The sequence below is a fragment of the Micromonospora sp. NPDC047812 genome, from assembly GCF_040704175.1.
GTDB lineage: Bacteria > Actinomycetota > Actinomycetes > Mycobacteriales > Micromonosporaceae > Micromonospora.
This window is the reverse complement of record NZ_JBEYRY010000002.1, coordinates 1,093,223-1,108,052: the sequence shown is the minus strand read 5'-3', so window position 1 is coordinate 1,108,052 and position 14,830 is coordinate 1,093,223. Positions and strand designations below refer to the sequence as shown.

General features: G+C 74.0%; 19 protein-coding genes. 9 read left to right on the top strand and 10 right to left on the bottom strand.

Annotation, left to right across the window (positions count from 1 at the left end):
• Positions 1 to 87: 87 nt before the first annotated feature.
• Positions 88 to 303, bottom strand: a complete 216-nt coding sequence (locus AB0883_RS12965; protein ID WP_089002617.1) for a DUF3073 domain-containing protein — start codon at positions 301 to 303, stop codon at positions 88 to 90.
• Between the two features lie 286 nt (positions 304 to 589).
• A complete protein-coding gene (locus AB0883_RS12960; protein WP_366641353.1) occupies positions 590 to 1,672 on the bottom strand; it encodes a Glu/Leu/Phe/Val dehydrogenase dimerization domain-containing protein in 1,083 nt (360 codons plus the stop codon).
• Positions 1,673 to 1,844: 172 nt separating this feature from the next.
• Between AB0883_RS12960 and AB0883_RS12955 the strand changes: the two genes are divergently transcribed.
• On the top strand, positions 1,845 to 2,684 hold the full coding sequence (locus tag AB0883_RS12955; protein ID WP_121397224.1) for a hypothetical protein: 840 nt from the start codon (positions 1,845 to 1,847) through the stop codon (positions 2,682 to 2,684).
• Between the two features lie 251 nt (positions 2,685 to 2,935).
• Entirely contained in the window at positions 2,936 to 3,145 is a 210-nt protein-coding gene (locus AB0883_RS12950) for a BldC family transcriptional regulator (RefSeq protein WP_007073996.1), read from the top strand.
• A gap of 101 nt (positions 3,146 to 3,246) precedes the next feature.
• Here AB0883_RS12950 and AB0883_RS12945 read toward each other — a convergent pair whose 3' ends face one another.
• Entirely contained in the window at positions 3,247 to 3,645 is a 399-nt protein-coding gene (locus tag AB0883_RS12945) for a PPOX class F420-dependent oxidoreductase (RefSeq protein ID WP_366641352.1), read from the bottom strand.
• A 54-nt stretch (positions 3,646 to 3,699) separates the two neighbouring features.
• Between AB0883_RS12945 and AB0883_RS12940 the strand changes: the two genes are divergently transcribed.
• Positions 3,700 to 4,479: a class I SAM-dependent methyltransferase gene (locus AB0883_RS12940; protein WP_366641351.1), complete on the top strand. Its 780-nt coding sequence runs from the start codon at positions 3,700 to 3,702 to the stop codon at positions 4,477 to 4,479.
• Between the two features lie 101 nt (positions 4,480 to 4,580).
• Here AB0883_RS12940 and AB0883_RS12935 read toward each other — a convergent pair whose 3' ends face one another.
• Positions 4,581 to 4,877, bottom strand: a complete 297-nt coding sequence (locus AB0883_RS12935) for a hypothetical protein (protein WP_366641350.1) — start codon at positions 4,875 to 4,877, stop codon at positions 4,581 to 4,583.
• A gap of 161 nt (positions 4,878 to 5,038) precedes the next feature.
• Here AB0883_RS12935 and AB0883_RS12930 point away from each other — a divergent pair, with 161 nt between their 5' ends.
• Both AB0883_RS12930 and AB0883_RS12925 read left to right on the top strand, forming a co-directional pair.
• Positions 5,039 to 5,896 carry a 3-hydroxyacyl-CoA dehydrogenase family protein gene (locus AB0883_RS12930; RefSeq protein ID WP_366641349.1) on the top strand — a complete coding sequence of 286 codons (858 nt, stop codon included), beginning with the start codon at positions 5,039 to 5,041 and terminating at the stop codon, positions 5,894 to 5,896.
• A 52-nt stretch (positions 5,897 to 5,948) separates the two neighbouring features.
• Entirely contained in the window at positions 5,949 to 6,692 is a 744-nt protein-coding gene (locus AB0883_RS12925; protein ID WP_366641348.1) for an enoyl-CoA hydratase/isomerase family protein, read from the top strand.
• Between the two features lie 65 nt (positions 6,693 to 6,757).
• On the opposite strand, the gene AB0883_RS12920 is transcribed toward AB0883_RS12925, so the two are convergent.
• Entirely contained in the window at positions 6,758 to 8,107 is a 1,350-nt protein-coding gene (locus AB0883_RS12920) for an ABC transporter substrate-binding protein (protein WP_366641347.1), read from the bottom strand.
• Between the two features lie 155 nt (positions 8,108 to 8,262).
• On the opposite strand from AB0883_RS12920, the gene AB0883_RS12915 reads away from it, so the two are divergent.
• Both AB0883_RS12915 and AB0883_RS12910 read left to right on the top strand, forming a co-directional pair.
• Positions 8,263 to 8,652, top strand: coding sequence for a hypothetical protein (locus AB0883_RS12915; RefSeq protein WP_366641346.1), 390 nt, complete (start codon positions 8,263 to 8,265; stop codon positions 8,650 to 8,652).
• 103 nt (positions 8,653 to 8,755) lie between these two features.
• A complete protein-coding gene (locus AB0883_RS12910; protein WP_366641345.1) occupies positions 8,756 to 9,463 on the top strand; it encodes a DUF2786 domain-containing protein in 708 nt (235 codons plus the stop codon).
• A gap of 94 nt (positions 9,464 to 9,557) precedes the next feature.
• Here the strand turns inward: AB0883_RS12910 and AB0883_RS12905 are convergent, their stop codons facing one another.
• On the bottom strand, positions 9,558 to 10,076 hold the full coding sequence (locus AB0883_RS12905; protein WP_366641344.1) for an SRPBCC family protein: 519 nt from the start codon (positions 10,074 to 10,076) through the stop codon (positions 9,558 to 9,560).
• Between the two features lie 217 nt (positions 10,077 to 10,293).
• On the opposite strand from AB0883_RS12905, the gene AB0883_RS12900 reads away from it, so the two are divergent.
• Positions 10,294 to 11,589, top strand: a complete 1,296-nt coding sequence (locus AB0883_RS12900) for a hypothetical protein (RefSeq protein ID WP_366641343.1) — start codon at positions 10,294 to 10,296, stop codon at positions 11,587 to 11,589.
• A 119-nt stretch (positions 11,590 to 11,708) separates the two neighbouring features.
• Here AB0883_RS12900 and AB0883_RS12895 read toward each other — a convergent pair whose 3' ends face one another.
• From AB0883_RS12895 to AB0883_RS12885, 3 genes are all read right to left on the bottom strand, one after another.
• Complete coding sequence (locus tag AB0883_RS12895; RefSeq protein ID WP_366641342.1) at positions 11,709 to 12,476, bottom strand: Stf0 family sulfotransferase; 768 nt, start codon at positions 12,474 to 12,476, stop codon at positions 11,709 to 11,711.
• Positions 12,477 to 12,543: 67 nt separating this feature from the next.
• Complete coding sequence (locus AB0883_RS12890; protein ID WP_366641341.1) at positions 12,544 to 12,984, bottom strand: hypothetical protein; 441 nt, start codon at positions 12,982 to 12,984, stop codon at positions 12,544 to 12,546.
• Between the two features lie 281 nt (positions 12,985 to 13,265).
• On the bottom strand, positions 13,266 to 13,700 hold the full coding sequence (locus AB0883_RS12885) for a VOC family protein (protein ID WP_366641340.1): 435 nt from the start codon (positions 13,698 to 13,700) through the stop codon (positions 13,266 to 13,268).
• Between the two features lie 102 nt (positions 13,701 to 13,802).
• Here AB0883_RS12885 and AB0883_RS12880 point away from each other — a divergent pair, with 102 nt between their 5' ends.
• Complete coding sequence (locus tag AB0883_RS12880; protein WP_366641339.1) at positions 13,803 to 14,129, top strand: hypothetical protein; 327 nt, start codon at positions 13,803 to 13,805, stop codon at positions 14,127 to 14,129.
• A gap of 70 nt (positions 14,130 to 14,199) precedes the next feature.
• Here AB0883_RS12880 and AB0883_RS12875 read toward each other — a convergent pair whose 3' ends face one another.
• Complete coding sequence (locus AB0883_RS12875; protein WP_366641725.1) at positions 14,200 to 14,829, bottom strand: isoprenylcysteine carboxylmethyltransferase family protein; 630 nt, start codon at positions 14,827 to 14,829, stop codon at positions 14,200 to 14,202.
• Position 14,830: the final 1 nt, after the last annotated feature.

The window sequence follows — 14,830 nt, the reverse complement described above, 5'->3', positions numbered from 1 at the left end:
GTCCCTGATCGTCGGTCGTGGCGCCGCTTCGATGGGCACATGCGTGAGCACGCGGGCGATCACCGCGTGCTCAGCTGCTACCGGAGGTCAGCGGGGCGGACGTACCCAGGGATCCGGGTCTTCGTCCGCGTGATCCTCATCATCGTCGTCGACATACTCTTTGTAGTCGTCGTCGAAGTTGTGCTCAGACTTACCAGCACCCGCCAACTCGCGCTGCAAGGCGGTGAGGTCGGTGTTCGGGGAGTGGTACTTCAACTCCCGGGCCACCTTCGTCTGCTTGGCCTTAGCACGGCCGCGCCCCATGGCTCGACCCCCTCGCACAGAATGCGGGGCAGCCCGAAGGCGGGCCCCGATGACGTCAGGCATCTCTCGTGGCTCTTACGGTACATGGGGATGCCATCGTTCGGCACCTCGGGTTACCGTCGACCGACACCGCGCGTCGCGGTCATCCGGCCGTCACCGATTGTACCCGGTAAGGAGCGGCGCGGAGAGCGCCCGTGACACCGGGCAAAGCCGTGCGAAACCGCCCCAACGGGACGGACTGCCCGCCGGGGTCGGGGGCGGAGCGGCCGTTCCGCCCCCGGAGCCCTCAGGGCAGGTGGATCGTGCGCAGCCGGCCGACGTCGGCCATCCGCCGCTCCGCCAGCCGGTCCGCCGCGACCGCCGGCGGCACGCCCTCGGCGTCGGCCAGCCGCAGGATCTCCCGGGTGGTGTCGTAGATCCGGGTCGCGCGCAGCTTGGCCCGGTCGAAGTTGAAGCCCTCGATCTCGTCCGCCACCTGGATCACGCCGCCGGCGTTCACGACGTAGTCCGGGGCGTAGAGAATGCCGCGGTCGGCGAGGAGCTTCTCGATGCCGGAGTGGGCGAGCTGGTTGTTGGCCGCGCCGGCGACCACCTTGGCGCGCAGCGCCGGCACCGTGTCGTCGTTGAGCGCGCCACTCAGCGCGCACGGGGCGTACACGTCGATGTCGGCGGCGACCAGCGCGGCGGCGTCGTCGAGCAGCGCGACCTGCGGGTGGGTGGCACGCGCCCACTCCAGGGCCTTCGGGTTGACGTCCGTCGCGACCACCTCGGCGCCGTCGTCGATCAGGTGGCCGACGAGGTACTTGCCGACCTTGCCCAGGCCGGCCACGCCGACCCGCCGACCGGCGAGGGTCGGGGCGCCCCAGACGTGCTCGGCCGCGGCCCGCATGCCCTGGAACACGCCCCAGGCGGTGAGGATCGAGGAGTCGCCGGCGCCGCCGTGCTCGACGCTGCGGCCCGTGACGTACGAGGTCTCGCGGGCGATCACGTCCATGTCGGCGACGTAGGTGCCGACGTCGCAGGCGGTGTAGTAGCGCCCGGCGAGGGACTCCACGAAGCGGCCGTACGCGCGCAGCAGCGCCTCGCTCTTGATCCGCTCCGGGTCGCCCCAGATGACCGCCTTGCCGCCGCCCAGGTCCAGCCCGGCGATCGCGTTCTTGTAGGCCATGCCCCGGGAGAGGTCGAGCACGTCGGCGAGGGCCTCGGACTCGCTGGCGTACGGGTAGAACCGGGTCCCACCGAGCGCGGGGCCGAGCGCGGTGGAGTAGATGCCGATGATCGCCTTGAGGCCGGTCTGCTTGTCCTGGCAGAACACGACCTGTTCGTGACCGCTGGACCCCGGGTCTTCGGTGGTGGCGAATACGCCCATGACTCGCTCCTGGTGTGGGGTGCGTCCTTGTGGGACGCGGACCGGTGGACCGCCGGCGGGATGCTGCCGGTGCCGCTGAGCCTAGTATCGGCCGACACCGTCCGGCCGCCCACGTCGTGCGTGATCGTGCCGCCGGCGACGGCCGAGTTCCAATTCGTGGGAGGATCGCGCCGTGCCGTCGCTCTTCGCTTCATACCTGCGCGTGTACGAGCCGCTGACCGCCTTCGACCGGGACCGCCAGGCGTACTGGCGGCGCTACGTCGAGCAGGGGCGGGCGGTGGCACCGGTGGAGGGGCCGGGCCGGCAACGGACGTCGGTGCTGGAGGCGCTCGGCGCCGGCTGGACCCGGCTGCCCGACCTGCCGGACGAGGCGTACGTCCTGGAGACCGACGAGGCCCTGCTGGTCTGCCCGTGGAACCTGCGCATCCGGGTGGCCGAGGCGGCGTTGAGCGCGCGCGACGGGGTGCCGCCGGTGCTGGCCGACGCCTTCGTCCCGCCGGTGCTCGCCGGTCAGGCGAAGGCCGTGGTGGAGGACTGGCGCAGCGGGGCGCGGGTGCTGGAGCACGGCGTGCCGCGCGTGCACGAGCAGATCGCCACGTGGGGCGTACCGCTGCGCTGGTTCGTGCTCTTCGACCCGGAGGAGCGGCACCACGTGACCCACCCCGGACGGCGGGCGCTGCGTTACCGGACGGAGATCTCCAAGGCGCGGCGTCGTTCGTCGCGGGCCCTGTCGGTGCTGCGCAAGTCGATCGGCGACGCGCCGATCACGGAGGCGGTCGAGGAGGCCGCCCGCTGGCTGGAGGAGTTCCACCCCCGTTCGATGGTGGAGCTGGACTACGGCGGCCTGGTCGAGCTGCTGTCGGACGAGACGCTGGCCGCCGACGACTCGCCCGAGCTGGTGGCGAGCGGGCTCGCCGGGCTGTCCCGGGGCGAGGCGGAGGAGGCCTCGGCGGCGTACGACAGGCTGGTCGCGCGCTGGCGGGCGATCCAGTTGCTGGAACGGTGCAACTGATACGAAACCGCCCAGGGAGCGCTCCCAAGCCGAGGCGCGTTCGTAGTCGACGCATCACGAACCGTGATCATGAGTCCGAATAAGGTACTTTCTGCCGTGTAAAAGTCGCATAAATCGGGCATGGTTCATCCGTCCGTCTAGGGACGTTCGGCCGTTCGGCCCATGTCGGACATCGGGGACTAGCCGGACCATGGGAGACGCGTCGGCCGGCGGGACCCCGGCCGATGTCTATACATGTGGAGGAGTGACCGATGGCATCGCGAACGCACGAACCAGAGCCGCTACTCACACCGGCCGAGGTGGCGTCGATGTTCCGTGTCGACCCGAAGACGGTGACCCGGTGGGCCAAGGCGGGCAAGCTCAGCGCCATCCGCACGCTGGGTGGGCACCGTCGGTACCGGGAGTCGGAGGTCAGGGCCCTGTTGCAGGGACAGATTCCCCAGCAGCGCCAGGGGGACTGACCGACCGGGAGTCAAACAGGCGTGAACGGAGGGCGGCGGACATGGTCCGCCGCCCTCCGTCGTGTCCGGACCCCGCCCGCGTACGCGACGGCGGGCGCGGATCAGGCGCCGGCCGTCGGCCCGTCCGCGAGGACGACCCTGATGCCGACCGTGCCGCCCTCGCCGCGACGCAGGCGGCTGCCGAGCAGGCTGAGCCGGCCGATCATCCGGTACTTCTGCTTGATCAGCTCTCGTACCCGTCGCGTGCCGGCCGCGTCGCAGAGGGTCGCGTGGGCGGCGACCGCCTCGCCGTGCGGCCGGCCCCGGACGTCGCACGGCGCCACCGTCACGTCGCCGCTGCGCCGGATCCGCTTCACCTTGCCGGCGTCCGCCGCCGACCACACCCAGAGCGCGTCGCCGTCGCGCACCGCCCAGACCGGGGTCGGCACCGCCCGACCGTCCTTGCGGAACGTCGTGAGCAGGATGTACTTCTCCGCGCCGAGGCGGTCCAAGGTGGTCACCCCGCCAGGATACGACCGGTGCGGCTGACTGACCGGCCGGATAGCGTGAAGCCCGTGACGGCACAGCCACGGATCGGTGACGTGTTCGGAGAGATGCTGCGCGACGCGTACGCCGTGGCCACCGGGGTCGGCCCCCGGCCGCTGGCCGGCGGGCGGCTGCCGCGACCGGTCATCGAGATCATCGAGCGGGACGACGGGCTCATCAACGGCGCGCCCGCCGCGCACTACCTGGACCCGCCGGCGGACTGGCAGCCGTACGACCACCGGGCCGTGGACCGGGTCCGGGGCGCGACCCTGGACGTCGGCGTCGGGGCGGGCCGGATCGCGCTGCTGCTCCAGGAGCGGGGCGTGCCCGTCACCGGGCTGGACACCTCGGCCGGGGCGCTGGCCGTCTGCCGCCGCCGGGGCGTACGCGACCTGGTGCACGGCACGGTCGACGCGCACGTCGCGGACGGCCGTCGCTACGACACGTTCCTGCTGCTCGGCAACAACGTCGGCCTGCTGGAGGGGCGGGAACGGGGGCCGGCGCTGCTGGCCGCGTTGGCCGCGCTGGCCCGGCCCGGCGCACAGGTCATCGCCCAGGGCACCGACCCGTACGGCACCCGGGACCCGGTGCACACCGGCTACCACGAGCGCAACCGGCGCCGGGGCCGGTTCGGTGGGCAGCTCCGGCTGCGGCTGCGCTACCGGGAGCTGGGCACCGAGTGGTTCGACTACCTGGTCTGCTCCCCGGACGAGCTGGCCGAGCTGGTCCGGGGCAGCGGCTGGCGACTGACCGACGTGGACGACCGGGACGCGCCGTACTACCTGGCGACCCTCCGCCTCGCCGGCTGACCGCGAGGCCCCGACCTTGACAGGGGCCGCGTAGACCTCGGCCGGCGGCCCCGGAACACCGACGCCGGATTCCCGCCGGACGCGGGAACCCGGCGCGGTTGTCAGACCTGGACGGTCGGGGGGAGCTGCTCGGGCGGCAGGCCGCCGTCGCCGTCGACCACCTCGTCGGGGGTGCCGTCCTCGTCGAGGTCGACCATCGTGATGTCCACCTTGCCGTCGTGGTCGGTGTCGAACTGGAAGAGGTCGGGCTTGCCGTCCCCGTCGGTGTCGACCACCCAGACGTCGGTGCGGCCGTCGTTGTTGGTGTCGGCGCGCAGCAGGTCGACCCGCTCGTCCCCGCGGGTCTCCACGGTCTCCGCCGCGTCCGTGGCGTGCGCGGTCTCCGGTGCCTGGCTCATCTGGCCCGTCCTTCCCTCGGTTGGGTGCCGTGGTACCCGATCCGCCGCGCCCCCACGCATGCCGGGAAGATCGCCGCTGCATAGGGTCGGCCCATGAGCGAGTGGAGCGGGCGGCGGGGCGCGGGTCGACCCCGTGCCGCCACCGGAGACAGGGAGGCGTCATGAGCGACCGCTTTGTCGTCGTCGGGGCCGGCACGATGGGCCTCGGCATCGCGTACGTGGCGGCCGGGGCCGGGCACGCCGTGGAGCTGGTCGAGGTGGACCGGGCGCGGGGCGCGGCGGCCGTCGAGCGGCTCGGGGAGCTGTGGGACAAGGCGGTGGCGCGCGGCAAGCTGGACGCCGACCGGGCCGCGACGAACCGGGAGCGGGTGACGCTGCGCTCGGGGCTCGCCGAGGTCGCCGAGGAGCCGGCCGTGGTGGTGGAGGCCGTACCGGAGCGACCGGACCTGAAGAGGGCGGTGCTGCGCGAGGCCGAGGCGCTGCGGCCGGCGCTGCTGGGCAGCAACACCTCCAGCATCCCGATCGCCGCGCTGGCCGAGGGGCTGGCCCGGCCCGAACGCTTCCTCGGGCTGCACTTCTTCAACCCGGTCTGGGCGATGGCCCTGCTGGAGGTCGTGGTCGGCCCGGCCACCGCCGAGGAGACCACCGCGGCGGCCGTCGCGCTCGCCGGCCGGCTGGGCAAGGACCCCGTCGTCGTACGCGACATGCCCGGCTTCGCCACCTCCCGGCTCGGGGTCACCCTCGGGCTGGAGGCGATCCGGATGGTCGCCGACGGGGTGGCCAGCCCCGCCGACATCGACAAGGCCATGGTGCTCGGCTACCGGCACCCGGTCGGCCCGCTGGAGCTGACCGACCTCGTCGGCCTGGACGTGCGGCTCGACATCGCGCGCACCCTCCAGGCCGCGTACGGGGACCGGTTCGCCCCGCCGCCGCTGCTGGAGGAGATGGTGGCCGCCGGCCGCCTGGGCAAGAAGTCCGGCCAGGGCTTCTACCGCTGGGAAGGCGGGGTCCGCTCGTGAGCGCGAGGAGCGAGCTTGCGAGCCCCGCCGTTGCGAACGGAGGGGGCACCGCATGAGTGGGCTGCGGATCGAGGAGCACGCGGACCGGCTGGTGGTGACGCTCGACCGGCCGGAGAAGCGCAACGCCATCGACGCCGACCTGATCGCCGAGCTGCACCAGGTCTGCGCGGACCTGGAGGCGCGTCCCCGCCTGCTGCTGCTCACCGGCGGCACCGAGGGGATCTTCGCCGGTGGGGCGGACATCGGGCAGCTGCGCGAGCGGGGTCGGCTGGACGCCCTCGCGGCGATCAACTCGGCGGCCTTCGCCCGGATCCGGGCGCTGCCGATGCCGACCGTGGCGGCAGTGGACGGGCCCGCGCTGGGCGGCGGCGCCGAGCTGGCGTACGCCTGCGACCTTCGGGTCTGCACCGCGCGGGCGGTGTTCGGCCAGCCGGAGGTCCGGCTGGGGATCCTGGCCGGCGCGGGTGCGACCCACCGGCTGCCGGCGCTGGTCGGGGAGGCCCGGGCCAAGGAGCTGCTCTTCACCGGCCGGCGGGTGGACGCCGAGGAGGCGCTGCGGATCGGGCTGGTCAACCGGGTGGTGGCCGAGCCCGGCGAGCTGCTGCCCACGGCGCACGGGCTGCTCGACGAGATGGCGAAGGGATCGGCCTTGGCGCTGCGGCTGACCAAGCTGGCGGTCGACGCGCCGGCCGCCGCGCACCCGCACCTCGACCTCGTCAGCCAGGCGGTGCTCTTCGAGGACGAGGAGAAGCACCGGCGGATGACGGAGTTCCTGGAGCGTCGACGCCCCCGCTGAGGCCCCCGACGAACGACGGCCGCACCGGTCACCGGTGCGGCCGTCCGTGTCCGACGGGTGGTGGCTCAGTGCCGGATCTCGACCCCGGCGTCCGCGAGGGCCCGGATCACCTGCGCGGACTCGGCGAATCCGATGATCAGCACGGCCTCGGCACCGAAGTCCTTGATCTCCTTCGCGCCCGCGACGAAGTCGATCGGGTTCGCCTTGGCGTCCTCCGGCGGGTCGTAGGTCAGCAGCTTGAGCCGGTCGCCGCCGATGCCGGCCCGCTCCAGTTCGGCCCGGACGGTGCCCTGGAGGCCCTCGCCATAGGAGTCCTTGCGGGCGACGATGGCGATCTTCTGCGGGCCGTCGCGGAGGATCACGTCGGCCAGCGCCCGGCCCTGGAGGCTGTCCGGCGGGGCGGTGCGGAAGTAGAGGCCCTTGTCGTCCAGTTCGGTGAGGCTGGCGTCGGTGTTCGACGGGGCGAACAACACCTTGCCGGCCCGCACCACGTCGGGCAGCACCGCGCGGGAGATGCCGGAGGCGCCGGCGCCGATGATGACGTGGACGTTCTGCGCGACGTGCCGGGCCACGGTGGCCTTGGCGACCGCCGGGTTGGTGCCGTCGTCGCCGTCGATCCAGACCACCGGCTCGCCGAGCACCCCGCCCGCCGCGTTGATCTCCCTGATCGCCAGCTTGGTGCCGGCGGAGATCGGCGGGTACGCGAGGGCCAGGTCACCGGTCTGCGGCAGCAGCCCTCCCATGACCAGCGGCGAGCCGTCGCTGCGGTCGGTGCGGCCACCACGCTGCTTCTTCGCCTTCGGCGGGGCCTTGCTGCTCGCCGCCGACTCGTCCCCGGCCCCGACGAACTCCGTCTTGCCGTCGTTGAGCCGCTGGCCGTCGAAGTGCAGCGTGCCGTAGCTCGCGGTGGACGGCTCGCCGGCGTCGGTGAAACCGGCCCGGGTCATCGAGACGCTGCGGTACTCCACGTCCTGCCCCGCGCGGGCCAGGGTCAGGCACTCCGCCACCCGTTCGCAGCGCCGCCCGTCGTTGGTGACCCCGACGATCTGCTTCGCGATGGCGGCCGGATCCGTCGTGCCCGCGAGCTGGGCGGCGATCGCGCTGATCACCACCGCGTCGTACGCCTCGGCGGAGTAGAGGAAGTCGCCCAGCTTCGGGTCGACGGACCGGAGCCGGTTCTTGAAGTCCTCGGGCAGGGGCGTGAGCGGCGTGGTGCCCTTCATGCCGTCGACCAGGCTGGCGCGATCCTTCAGCTCGGCAGGGTACGAGTTCAGCATGTTGCCGTCGGTGCCGTAGAGGCGCACCTGTTGGGTGGCCGCCTCCTCGGGCTCTTCGGTCCCGCAGGCGCTCGTGGCGAGCAGGAACGTCGCGCAGGCAGCCAGGGTGGCCGCCCGCGAGGCGCGTGACTTGAACATGGTCGTCCTTCCTCCGGCGAAGGTCCGCTGCGCACATTAGCGTGCTGGGCCGTGCGGCGGGACCACGGATGCGGCTCAATCCGCAGGTCGCCCGCCTTGACTACGCAAAGTGACCAACGTCGGATGACTTGACCCTCCCCTCTACCGTGCTGTGGGTGACGGACTCACCACAGCAGACGCTCGACGACGCGACCGCCGTGCTCCGCTCGGCGCTGGCCGGGGACGGCAACGCGGTGGCGGGAGCCTTCGACGCGGTCGTCGACCGGTCCGGTTTGGCCGGCGCGTACGGGGTGGCCTGGTGTCTTGCCGCGACGATGGTCGGCGATCCGGTGCCGCCGGGCACGTGCGCGCTGGACTTCCCCGGCATCGACGAGGCGGGCTACGACACCCGCTGGGTGGCGCGCTTCGTCAGCGCGTACGCCAACGCCGACGCCGACACCGGCGAGGCGTTGTTCGGGGCGGCGGCGGCCGACGGGCTGCTGCCGGAGTGCCTGCTCACCCTCGCCGGCTCGACCGTGGCGACGCTGCGTAGCCGGGCCGACTGACCCGTCGGGTGCCGCTTCGTCGGCTCGGGACCACCGGGGCGTCCGGTGGCCGCCGGTCGGGCGTGGTGCGACGGGGCCGGTCCGCCGTGACAGGCTGAGGGGCATGTCCGACGCCATGCTCAGCAAGGTGCGCAAGCTGCTGGCCCAGGCCGAGGACCCGGCCTGCACCCCCGCCGAGTCTGCCGCGTTCACGGCCAAGGCGACCGAGCTGATCGCCCGCTACGGCGTGGACCGGGCGCTGCTGGCCGCCCGGGATCCGGCCACGGACCCGGTGGGCGACCGGGTGGTCGAGGTCGTCGCCCCGTACGCCCGGGACAAGGCCGGCCTGCTCGCCGCTGTCGCCGATCCGCTGCGCTGCCGCTGCGTCCGCCGCCGGGAGGGCGCCGGCTTCGCCATGCACCTGTTCGGCTTCGCCAGCGACCTGGAACGGGTCGAGTTGCTCTTCACGTCGCTGCTGGTGCAGGCCGCCCACGGGCTGGCCGGCGCCGAGGTGCCAGCCGGCGCGCATGTCGCCGCCTTCCGCCGCTCCTGGCTGGCCGGTTTCGCCCAGGTGATCGGGGTGCGGCTCCGGGCGGCGGAGGCCGGGGCGGTCGCCGAGGCGGGCGCGCCCTCGGTGGCACTGGTCCTGGCCGACCGGTCGGACCGGGTCCGGCACCGCGTCGCCGAGGTGTACCCACGGCTGCGTACCGCCGCGCCGCGCCGGCTGGCCGGCGGCGGGTTCGGCTCGGGTGCCGAGGCGGGCCGTCGCGCCGACCTCGGCGGGCGGGGCGTCGCCACCGCGCCGGGCGCGCGCCCCGGCCTCGGCCGCTGACCGCCGCGGCCTCCGGCGACCGGTGCGCGCGGCGGTGGTGGGTGTCTAGGCGGCGCGTGGCCTGGCCGGCGGGCGGTGAGCCGCCGGGAGCCGGTCAGCCGGGGCTGCGGTCGGCCACCCTGGCGGCGTAGCGGGTGAGCAGTTCGTGCCAGCCGGCGGTCAGCGCCTGCCGGTAGCCCTCCGCGGCCTCGCCGTGCCGGTCGAAGTGCCGGTGCTCGACCTCCACCCGCGTCCGCTCCGGCCCGTCCCGGTGGAAGAGGACCTCCACCTCGCTCGCCTTCGCCGGGTCCGGCACCGGCGCCCGGTCCGCCCCGATCTGCCAGGTGAAGACCAGCCGCTCGGGTGGATCCCAGGTCAGCACCCGGCCCCAGTCGCAGCGGAAGCCGTGCGGACCGATCTCGTAGAGCATGCCGCCGCTGTGCGGCTCCATGCCCAGGTCGGCGAGCTGTTCCGGCCCGGACCAGGTGTATTCCACCACCCACCACTGCGCCAGGGCCCCGGTGAACACCTCGAACGCCCGCTGCGCGGGAGCGGGGACGAGGAGGGCGCTGCGCAACGCGAACCGCTCGGACTCCTGCCGGATGCCGGCCGGGTCAGCCATCTCCTGTCCCATAGGCCCGGACCATACCGGCTCATGCCCGGGTGCGCAGCTTCGCGATTGCCCTCTTCGGGGCGCCCTTCCGCACGCCGGACCACGCCGACTTCGGCGACCCGTGGCCGGGCGGCTGGCCCGGTCGTATCGCCCGTGCCGGCGGGATGTTCGGTCGGATAGCGGGTACCCGCGCCGAACGGTCCCGGCCGGCCCGGCCGGAGGATGCGGAGCGGGGAGCATGAGCGAGTACGCGCAGCAGCGGGACAACGACCGAACCGGCGGCCGATCGAACCGACGCGACGGGGAAGCGGAGCCTGCCCGCCGCGAGAGGGAGGCGGAAGCTGCCCGCCGGGGCGGGGAGCACGAGCCGGACGTCCTGCTGGACATCCCCGAGGTGTCCGTCGACTCGATCCGGCTCGCCGTGGACGGGCTGGACGCCGACGTCTCCCTGCGGGCCCGGCTGGCCAACCTTCTCCAGCTCGACGCCGGGGTGCGGGTGCACCTGGAGGGCGTCGAGCTGGACATCACCGGGGTGCACGCCGAGGCGTTGCTCAAGGTGCGGCTGGAGAAGCTGGTGCAGATCCTCGACCGGGCGTTGACCACCATCGACCGCAACCCGCAGGTCATCCAGGCGCTGTCGGGTACGGCGACGGCCGCGATGGACGACGTGAACCGGGCCACGCAGCAGCTGTCCAACCTGGGCGAGCAGCTCGTCGGCCCGGGGGAGCAGCGCCCGCTGGAGCGGGTTGGCGGCGCGACCGACGACCTCGGCCAGCAGGTGGGCGCGATCGGCGCGGTCGCCGACCAGTCACTGCGGGAGCCGGGCGGCCCCGGCCGAGGCGGCAAGCCCGGCCCCGGCCAGGGCGGGGGGCCCGGAGCCGGCCTGGCCGGGGAGCCGGGCGGCCCGGGGCGGGGCGGTGAGCCCGGCGCGGAGCAGGCCCAGCGGGGTGGTGGCCTCGCCAGCGGCTCGGGCGGCGGAGGCGAGCAGGGCCAGGCGCAGCGCGCACGCGAGCGGGCGGGCGACGAGGCGGCCCGCCGGGAGCCGGGCCGGCCCGAGGAACGGGAGCACGGCCAGGGCACCCCGGAGCAGGGCGGGCAGCGGCCGGGCGGTTCGCAACAGGGGGACGGCGGGCAGGGGCCGGGTGGTGAGCAGGGCGGCGGGCAGCGGCCGGGTGGTTCGCAACAGGGGGGTGGCGCGGAGCAGGGCGGGCAGCGGCCGGGGCGCGCGGAGCAGGGCGCTCAGCAGCCGGGCGGTGAGCGGGTCGGCGGGCCCGGGGGCGGCACGGCCGGAGAGGGCGGCGGGGATCGGGGCGCCGGCGGGCCCGGCGGCGGGCCGGAGGCCGGCCAGCGTGAGCCGTCGGGCGGCCCGGCCGAGGGCGGGCAGGGCCGGCAGCCCGAGAACCGCGGCGGTGGCGGTGCGCCGAGCGCCGCCCAGCTCGCCGAGCAGGCGGGGGAGACGCTGAGGCAGGCCGGCCGGAGCGTCTGGGAGGCGATCCAGGGCGGGGTGGCCCAGCACCGCCAGCAGCGGCGCTGACCCAGCGGGCGGCCCTGATCGCCGACGGCCTGCCGGAGGCCCGCCGGGTGACCGCCAAAGGGTCGAGGCCCGGCCGGTCGGCGGCGGCCCGCTATGGCGGCGACCCGCCGGTCGACGGATCAGGCGTCGGTCACCTCTGCCCGATACCGTGCGATCCACTGCCGGTTGAGTTCGTCGGCCTGGCGTTCATGACGCGCGACGACGGCGCAGCCGTCCGCGGGCACGTCGATCCCCAGGAAGTCGAGGACGCCGTACGTGGTGGCGACCATGTCCTCGGCCAGTTCCTCGTAGCGCACGACGTGCGGCTGGATCCCCCACGAGGCGAACCATGTCTCCCAGGCCGCGTTGTGCTCCCGGATCTCCTCGACGTAGCGCCTGATGCCGTTCGCGTCGAAGCGGGGCGCCTGCCCGTTGCCGGCGTCGCCACTGATCTCCCCGCTGCCGCCGACGAACCACCTGCCGGTCTGCTCGGCGCGCAGCCGCGACACCGCCTGTGCCAGCACGTCGTCCCGGCGAAGGAAGACGAAGCCGGTGCGGCCGAACGTCCGGCCAAGGAGCGCGAGGTCGTCGCCGTCGAGGTCGGGATGGACCGCCGCGAGCTTCGCGACCACCTCCTCGAGCGTTCCCCACATGAGCTTCGCGCCGAACACGCCGTTGTCGGTCCGGCCCGCGGCGAGCGCGGCCCGTACGAAGTCCGCGTAGGCGAAGCCGCCGTCCGCCGTACGGGGAAGCTGCCACCGGTCGGCCCACAGCGGCTCGTCCGGGGAACGGAAGTAGGCCTGTGGGCGACCGGCGACACCGGTGGATTCCAGCAACCCGAGCAGGAGCGAGCTTCCGGTACGCGGGGTGCCGCAGATGAAGTACGAGTCGACACGGTCCGTCGGCATGGTCGTACACAACCGAAGCGCGGGCGCCCGCCGCAACCGAATTCGCCGGCCGGGGCGGCCGGGATGATCAGCCGAGGGCTCGCAGTGCGACCGTGACCACGACGAAGAGTGCGATGGTGGCGGCGGAGGCGATCCGCGCTTGTCGCGACCGGGTGAAGAGGCCCACCACCAGCGCCGCCCCCAGGCCCAGCAACCAGTGCCCGACCTCGGGGTGCCGGTCGGGCCCGAAGCCGAGATGGCCGAGGGCGGCACGCCCGTAGCCGACGAGTGCGGCACCGCCGACCCAGACGAGCAGGGTCCAGCCACACCGCCGGCCGGGGCTCTCGGTCAGCCGCGATCCGTGGCGGGTGAGCGTGCCGAGCAGATAGGTCACCGTCAGCAGCGCCGCCACGCCGGCGAGCAGCACGGCGTGCACACCCACGAAGAAGGCGAGCATCAGCCACGGGCCGCCGTTGGTCCCGCGCAGCAACAGGGCGGCCGTCGCGCCGAGCACGACCATCTGCCCCACCGCCAGGCGCCCTGAGTTCACCACCCGCGGTGCGGTCGGTGCCGACCGCGCGGTCGACTGTTCGGCCACGCTCCGTCCCCCCGTCGCGCCGGCCCGCCGCAGACGGAGCCAGGGCGGGTCGGTGATCAGCCTGGCAGAGCCGGGCGGCCACCGCTGTCCCGGATCCGTCCGTCAGCCGCCGGCAGGGTGAGGTCCGCCGCCTCGCGCACCCCGAACCGGGAGTTGGGCCGGGCCATCGGGCGGATGCGACAGAAGTCGGGGCGGGCGGACGGCAGACGCGATCATGCCGAGGTCGCGGCGACGCAGAACTCGTTGCCCTCCGGATCGGCCATGACGATGTGGTGCCCGGTGAACTCCTCCAGGACGGTCCCGCCCGCCTGCACCAGCCGCTCGGACTCGGCGCTGATCCGCGCCCACCGCTCGTCGGGGGTGCCGTGGCCCGGCACCCGGACGTCGATGTGCAGTCGGTTCTTCGCCGTCTTCGGCTCGGGGACCCTGAGGATGGAGAGCGCGGGCCCGACGCCGTCGGGATCGCACAGCCACGCCACGTCGTCCACCGGATCGTCCTCCGGCAGGTGGAAACTCGCGTGCCACTCCTCACGGGTCCGGAAGGGCGCGGGCGGCGGCTCGTCCACGTAACCCAGCGCCGTCTTCCAGAACTCGCCGAGGAGCTTCGCGTCCTCGCAGTCGAGGGTCAGGCTGATTCTGGCTGCCATGGCGGGACCGTACTGCGTACCCCCGACAGGCGCGGCCGAGTCGACGGAGCGGGCCCCGCTGGTACCGCCTGCGACCTTGACGTCCCTTGCATGATGGGCCGCATGAGCCTGAGTGATCCGGACCCGGTGTGGATCGTCGTGCGCCTCGTGATCGTGCTCCTCAGCCTGGCTCTGATCGTTCTCGGCCTGCGTGTCGCCGTGTCACGACGGTTTCCCCCGGCGTGGGTGCGGATCGCCCGCCTGACGGCGAGCCAGCGGTCCCATCCCGTCCGCGTCGGCGGCGGCCAGGCGCTGCTCGGCGCGTGCCTGCTGCTCCAGCAGGCACCGTTTCTCATTCCCATGCCCTTCCTGGCCGGGCGCACGCTGCTCGTGGCGGCACTCCTTCTTGCCGTGACCGGGGCGGGATGGTTCGTCCTGCTCCGGCGCTAGACCACCGGCATCAGACGGCGACCTCGGCCGCACCGACCCCCGCCCACGTGCGAGGGGTGAACGTCTGTGGTCACCGCGCCTGCTCCGCGTCGTGTTGCCGGCTGAGCCTGCCCAGGCCGGGCAGGAAGCGGCCCACCCTGGCCGCGTACCGGCGGTAGGCGTCGCCGTGGGTGGCGATCAGGTACGGCTCCTCGACGGCGCGGACCTGTAGTTGCAGCGCGAGGACCAGTGCGAGCCAGGCGGCCAGTGCGACGGTGTTCGGCACCATCAGGGCCAGGCCGAGGGCGGTGGCCGCCATGGCGGTGAAGATGGGGTTACGGGCGAGCCCGAACGCGCCGCTGGTCACCAGTGGGGTGCGTTCGTCGGGGTCGACGCCGATCCGCCACGAGGTGCCCATGGCGAGCTGGGCGGCGAGCGTGGCCCCGATGCCGGCGACGGTGACGAGCAGGCCGACCATGTGCAGGGGACGGTTGTCGAGGCCGGGCACCGGCGACAGGCCGGCGAGGGCGGCGGCCGGACCGGCCGCACCGAGCACGAGGGCGGCGACGAACAGGAGTTTCGCCCACCACCGCAGGGTGCCGGGCGGGCCGGCGTCGAGGCGCATGCCCGTGTCGCCGGTGCGACGCCACTGGGCGAGGGTGCGCCAGCCGAAGGCGAGCAGCAGGCCCAGCAGGTAGAGCAGCAGCGCGAGCCAGGCCATC

What these genes read in the sequence shown, in the direction of transcription:
- AB0883_RS12965 (WP_089002617.1), bottom strand. Translation starts at nt 303, where the DNA reads ATGGGGCGCGGCCGTGCTAAGGCCAAGCAGACGAAGGTGGCCCGGGAG.
- AB0883_RS12960 (WP_366641353.1), bottom strand. Translation starts at nt 1,672, where the DNA reads ATGGGCGTATTCGCCACCACCGAAGACCCGGGGTCCAGCGGTCACGAA.
- AB0883_RS12950 (WP_007073996.1), top strand. Translation starts at nt 2,936, where the DNA reads ATGGCATCGCGAACGCACGAACCAGAGCCGCTACTCACACCGGCCGAG.
- AB0883_RS12935 (WP_366641350.1), bottom strand. Translation starts at nt 4,877, where the DNA reads ATGAGCCAGGCACCGGAGACCGCGCACGCCACGGACGCGGCGGAGACC.
- AB0883_RS12930 (WP_366641349.1), top strand. Translation starts at nt 5,039, where the DNA reads ATGAGCGACCGCTTTGTCGTCGTCGGGGCCGGCACGATGGGCCTCGGC.
- AB0883_RS12925 (WP_366641348.1), top strand. Translation starts at nt 5,949, where the DNA reads ATGAGTGGGCTGCGGATCGAGGAGCACGCGGACCGGCTGGTGGTGACG.
- AB0883_RS12920 (WP_366641347.1), bottom strand. Translation starts at nt 8,107, where the DNA reads ATGTTCAAGTCACGCGCCTCGCGGGCGGCCACCCTGGCTGCCTGCGCG.
- AB0883_RS12910 (WP_366641345.1), top strand. Translation starts at nt 8,756, where the DNA reads ATGTCCGACGCCATGCTCAGCAAGGTGCGCAAGCTGCTGGCCCAGGCC.
- AB0883_RS12905 (WP_366641344.1), bottom strand. Translation starts at nt 10,076, where the DNA reads ATGGGACAGGAGATGGCTGACCCGGCCGGCATCCGGCAGGAGTCCGAG.
- AB0883_RS12900 (WP_366641343.1), top strand. Translation starts at nt 10,294, where the DNA reads ATGAGCGAGTACGCGCAGCAGCGGGACAACGACCGAACCGGCGGCCGA.
- AB0883_RS12895 (WP_366641342.1), bottom strand. Translation starts at nt 12,476, where the DNA reads ATGCCGACGGACCGTGTCGACTCGTACTTCATCTGCGGCACCCCGCGT.
- AB0883_RS12885 (WP_366641340.1), bottom strand. Translation starts at nt 13,700, where the DNA reads ATGGCAGCCAGAATCAGCCTGACCCTCGACTGCGAGGACGCGAAGCTC.
- AB0883_RS12880 (WP_366641339.1), top strand. Translation starts at nt 13,803, where the DNA reads ATGAGCCTGAGTGATCCGGACCCGGTGTGGATCGTCGTGCGCCTCGTG.
- AB0883_RS12875 (WP_366641725.1), bottom strand. Translation starts at nt 14,829, where the DNA reads ATGGCCTGGCTCGCGCTGCTGCTCTACCTGCTGGGCCTGCTGCTCGCC.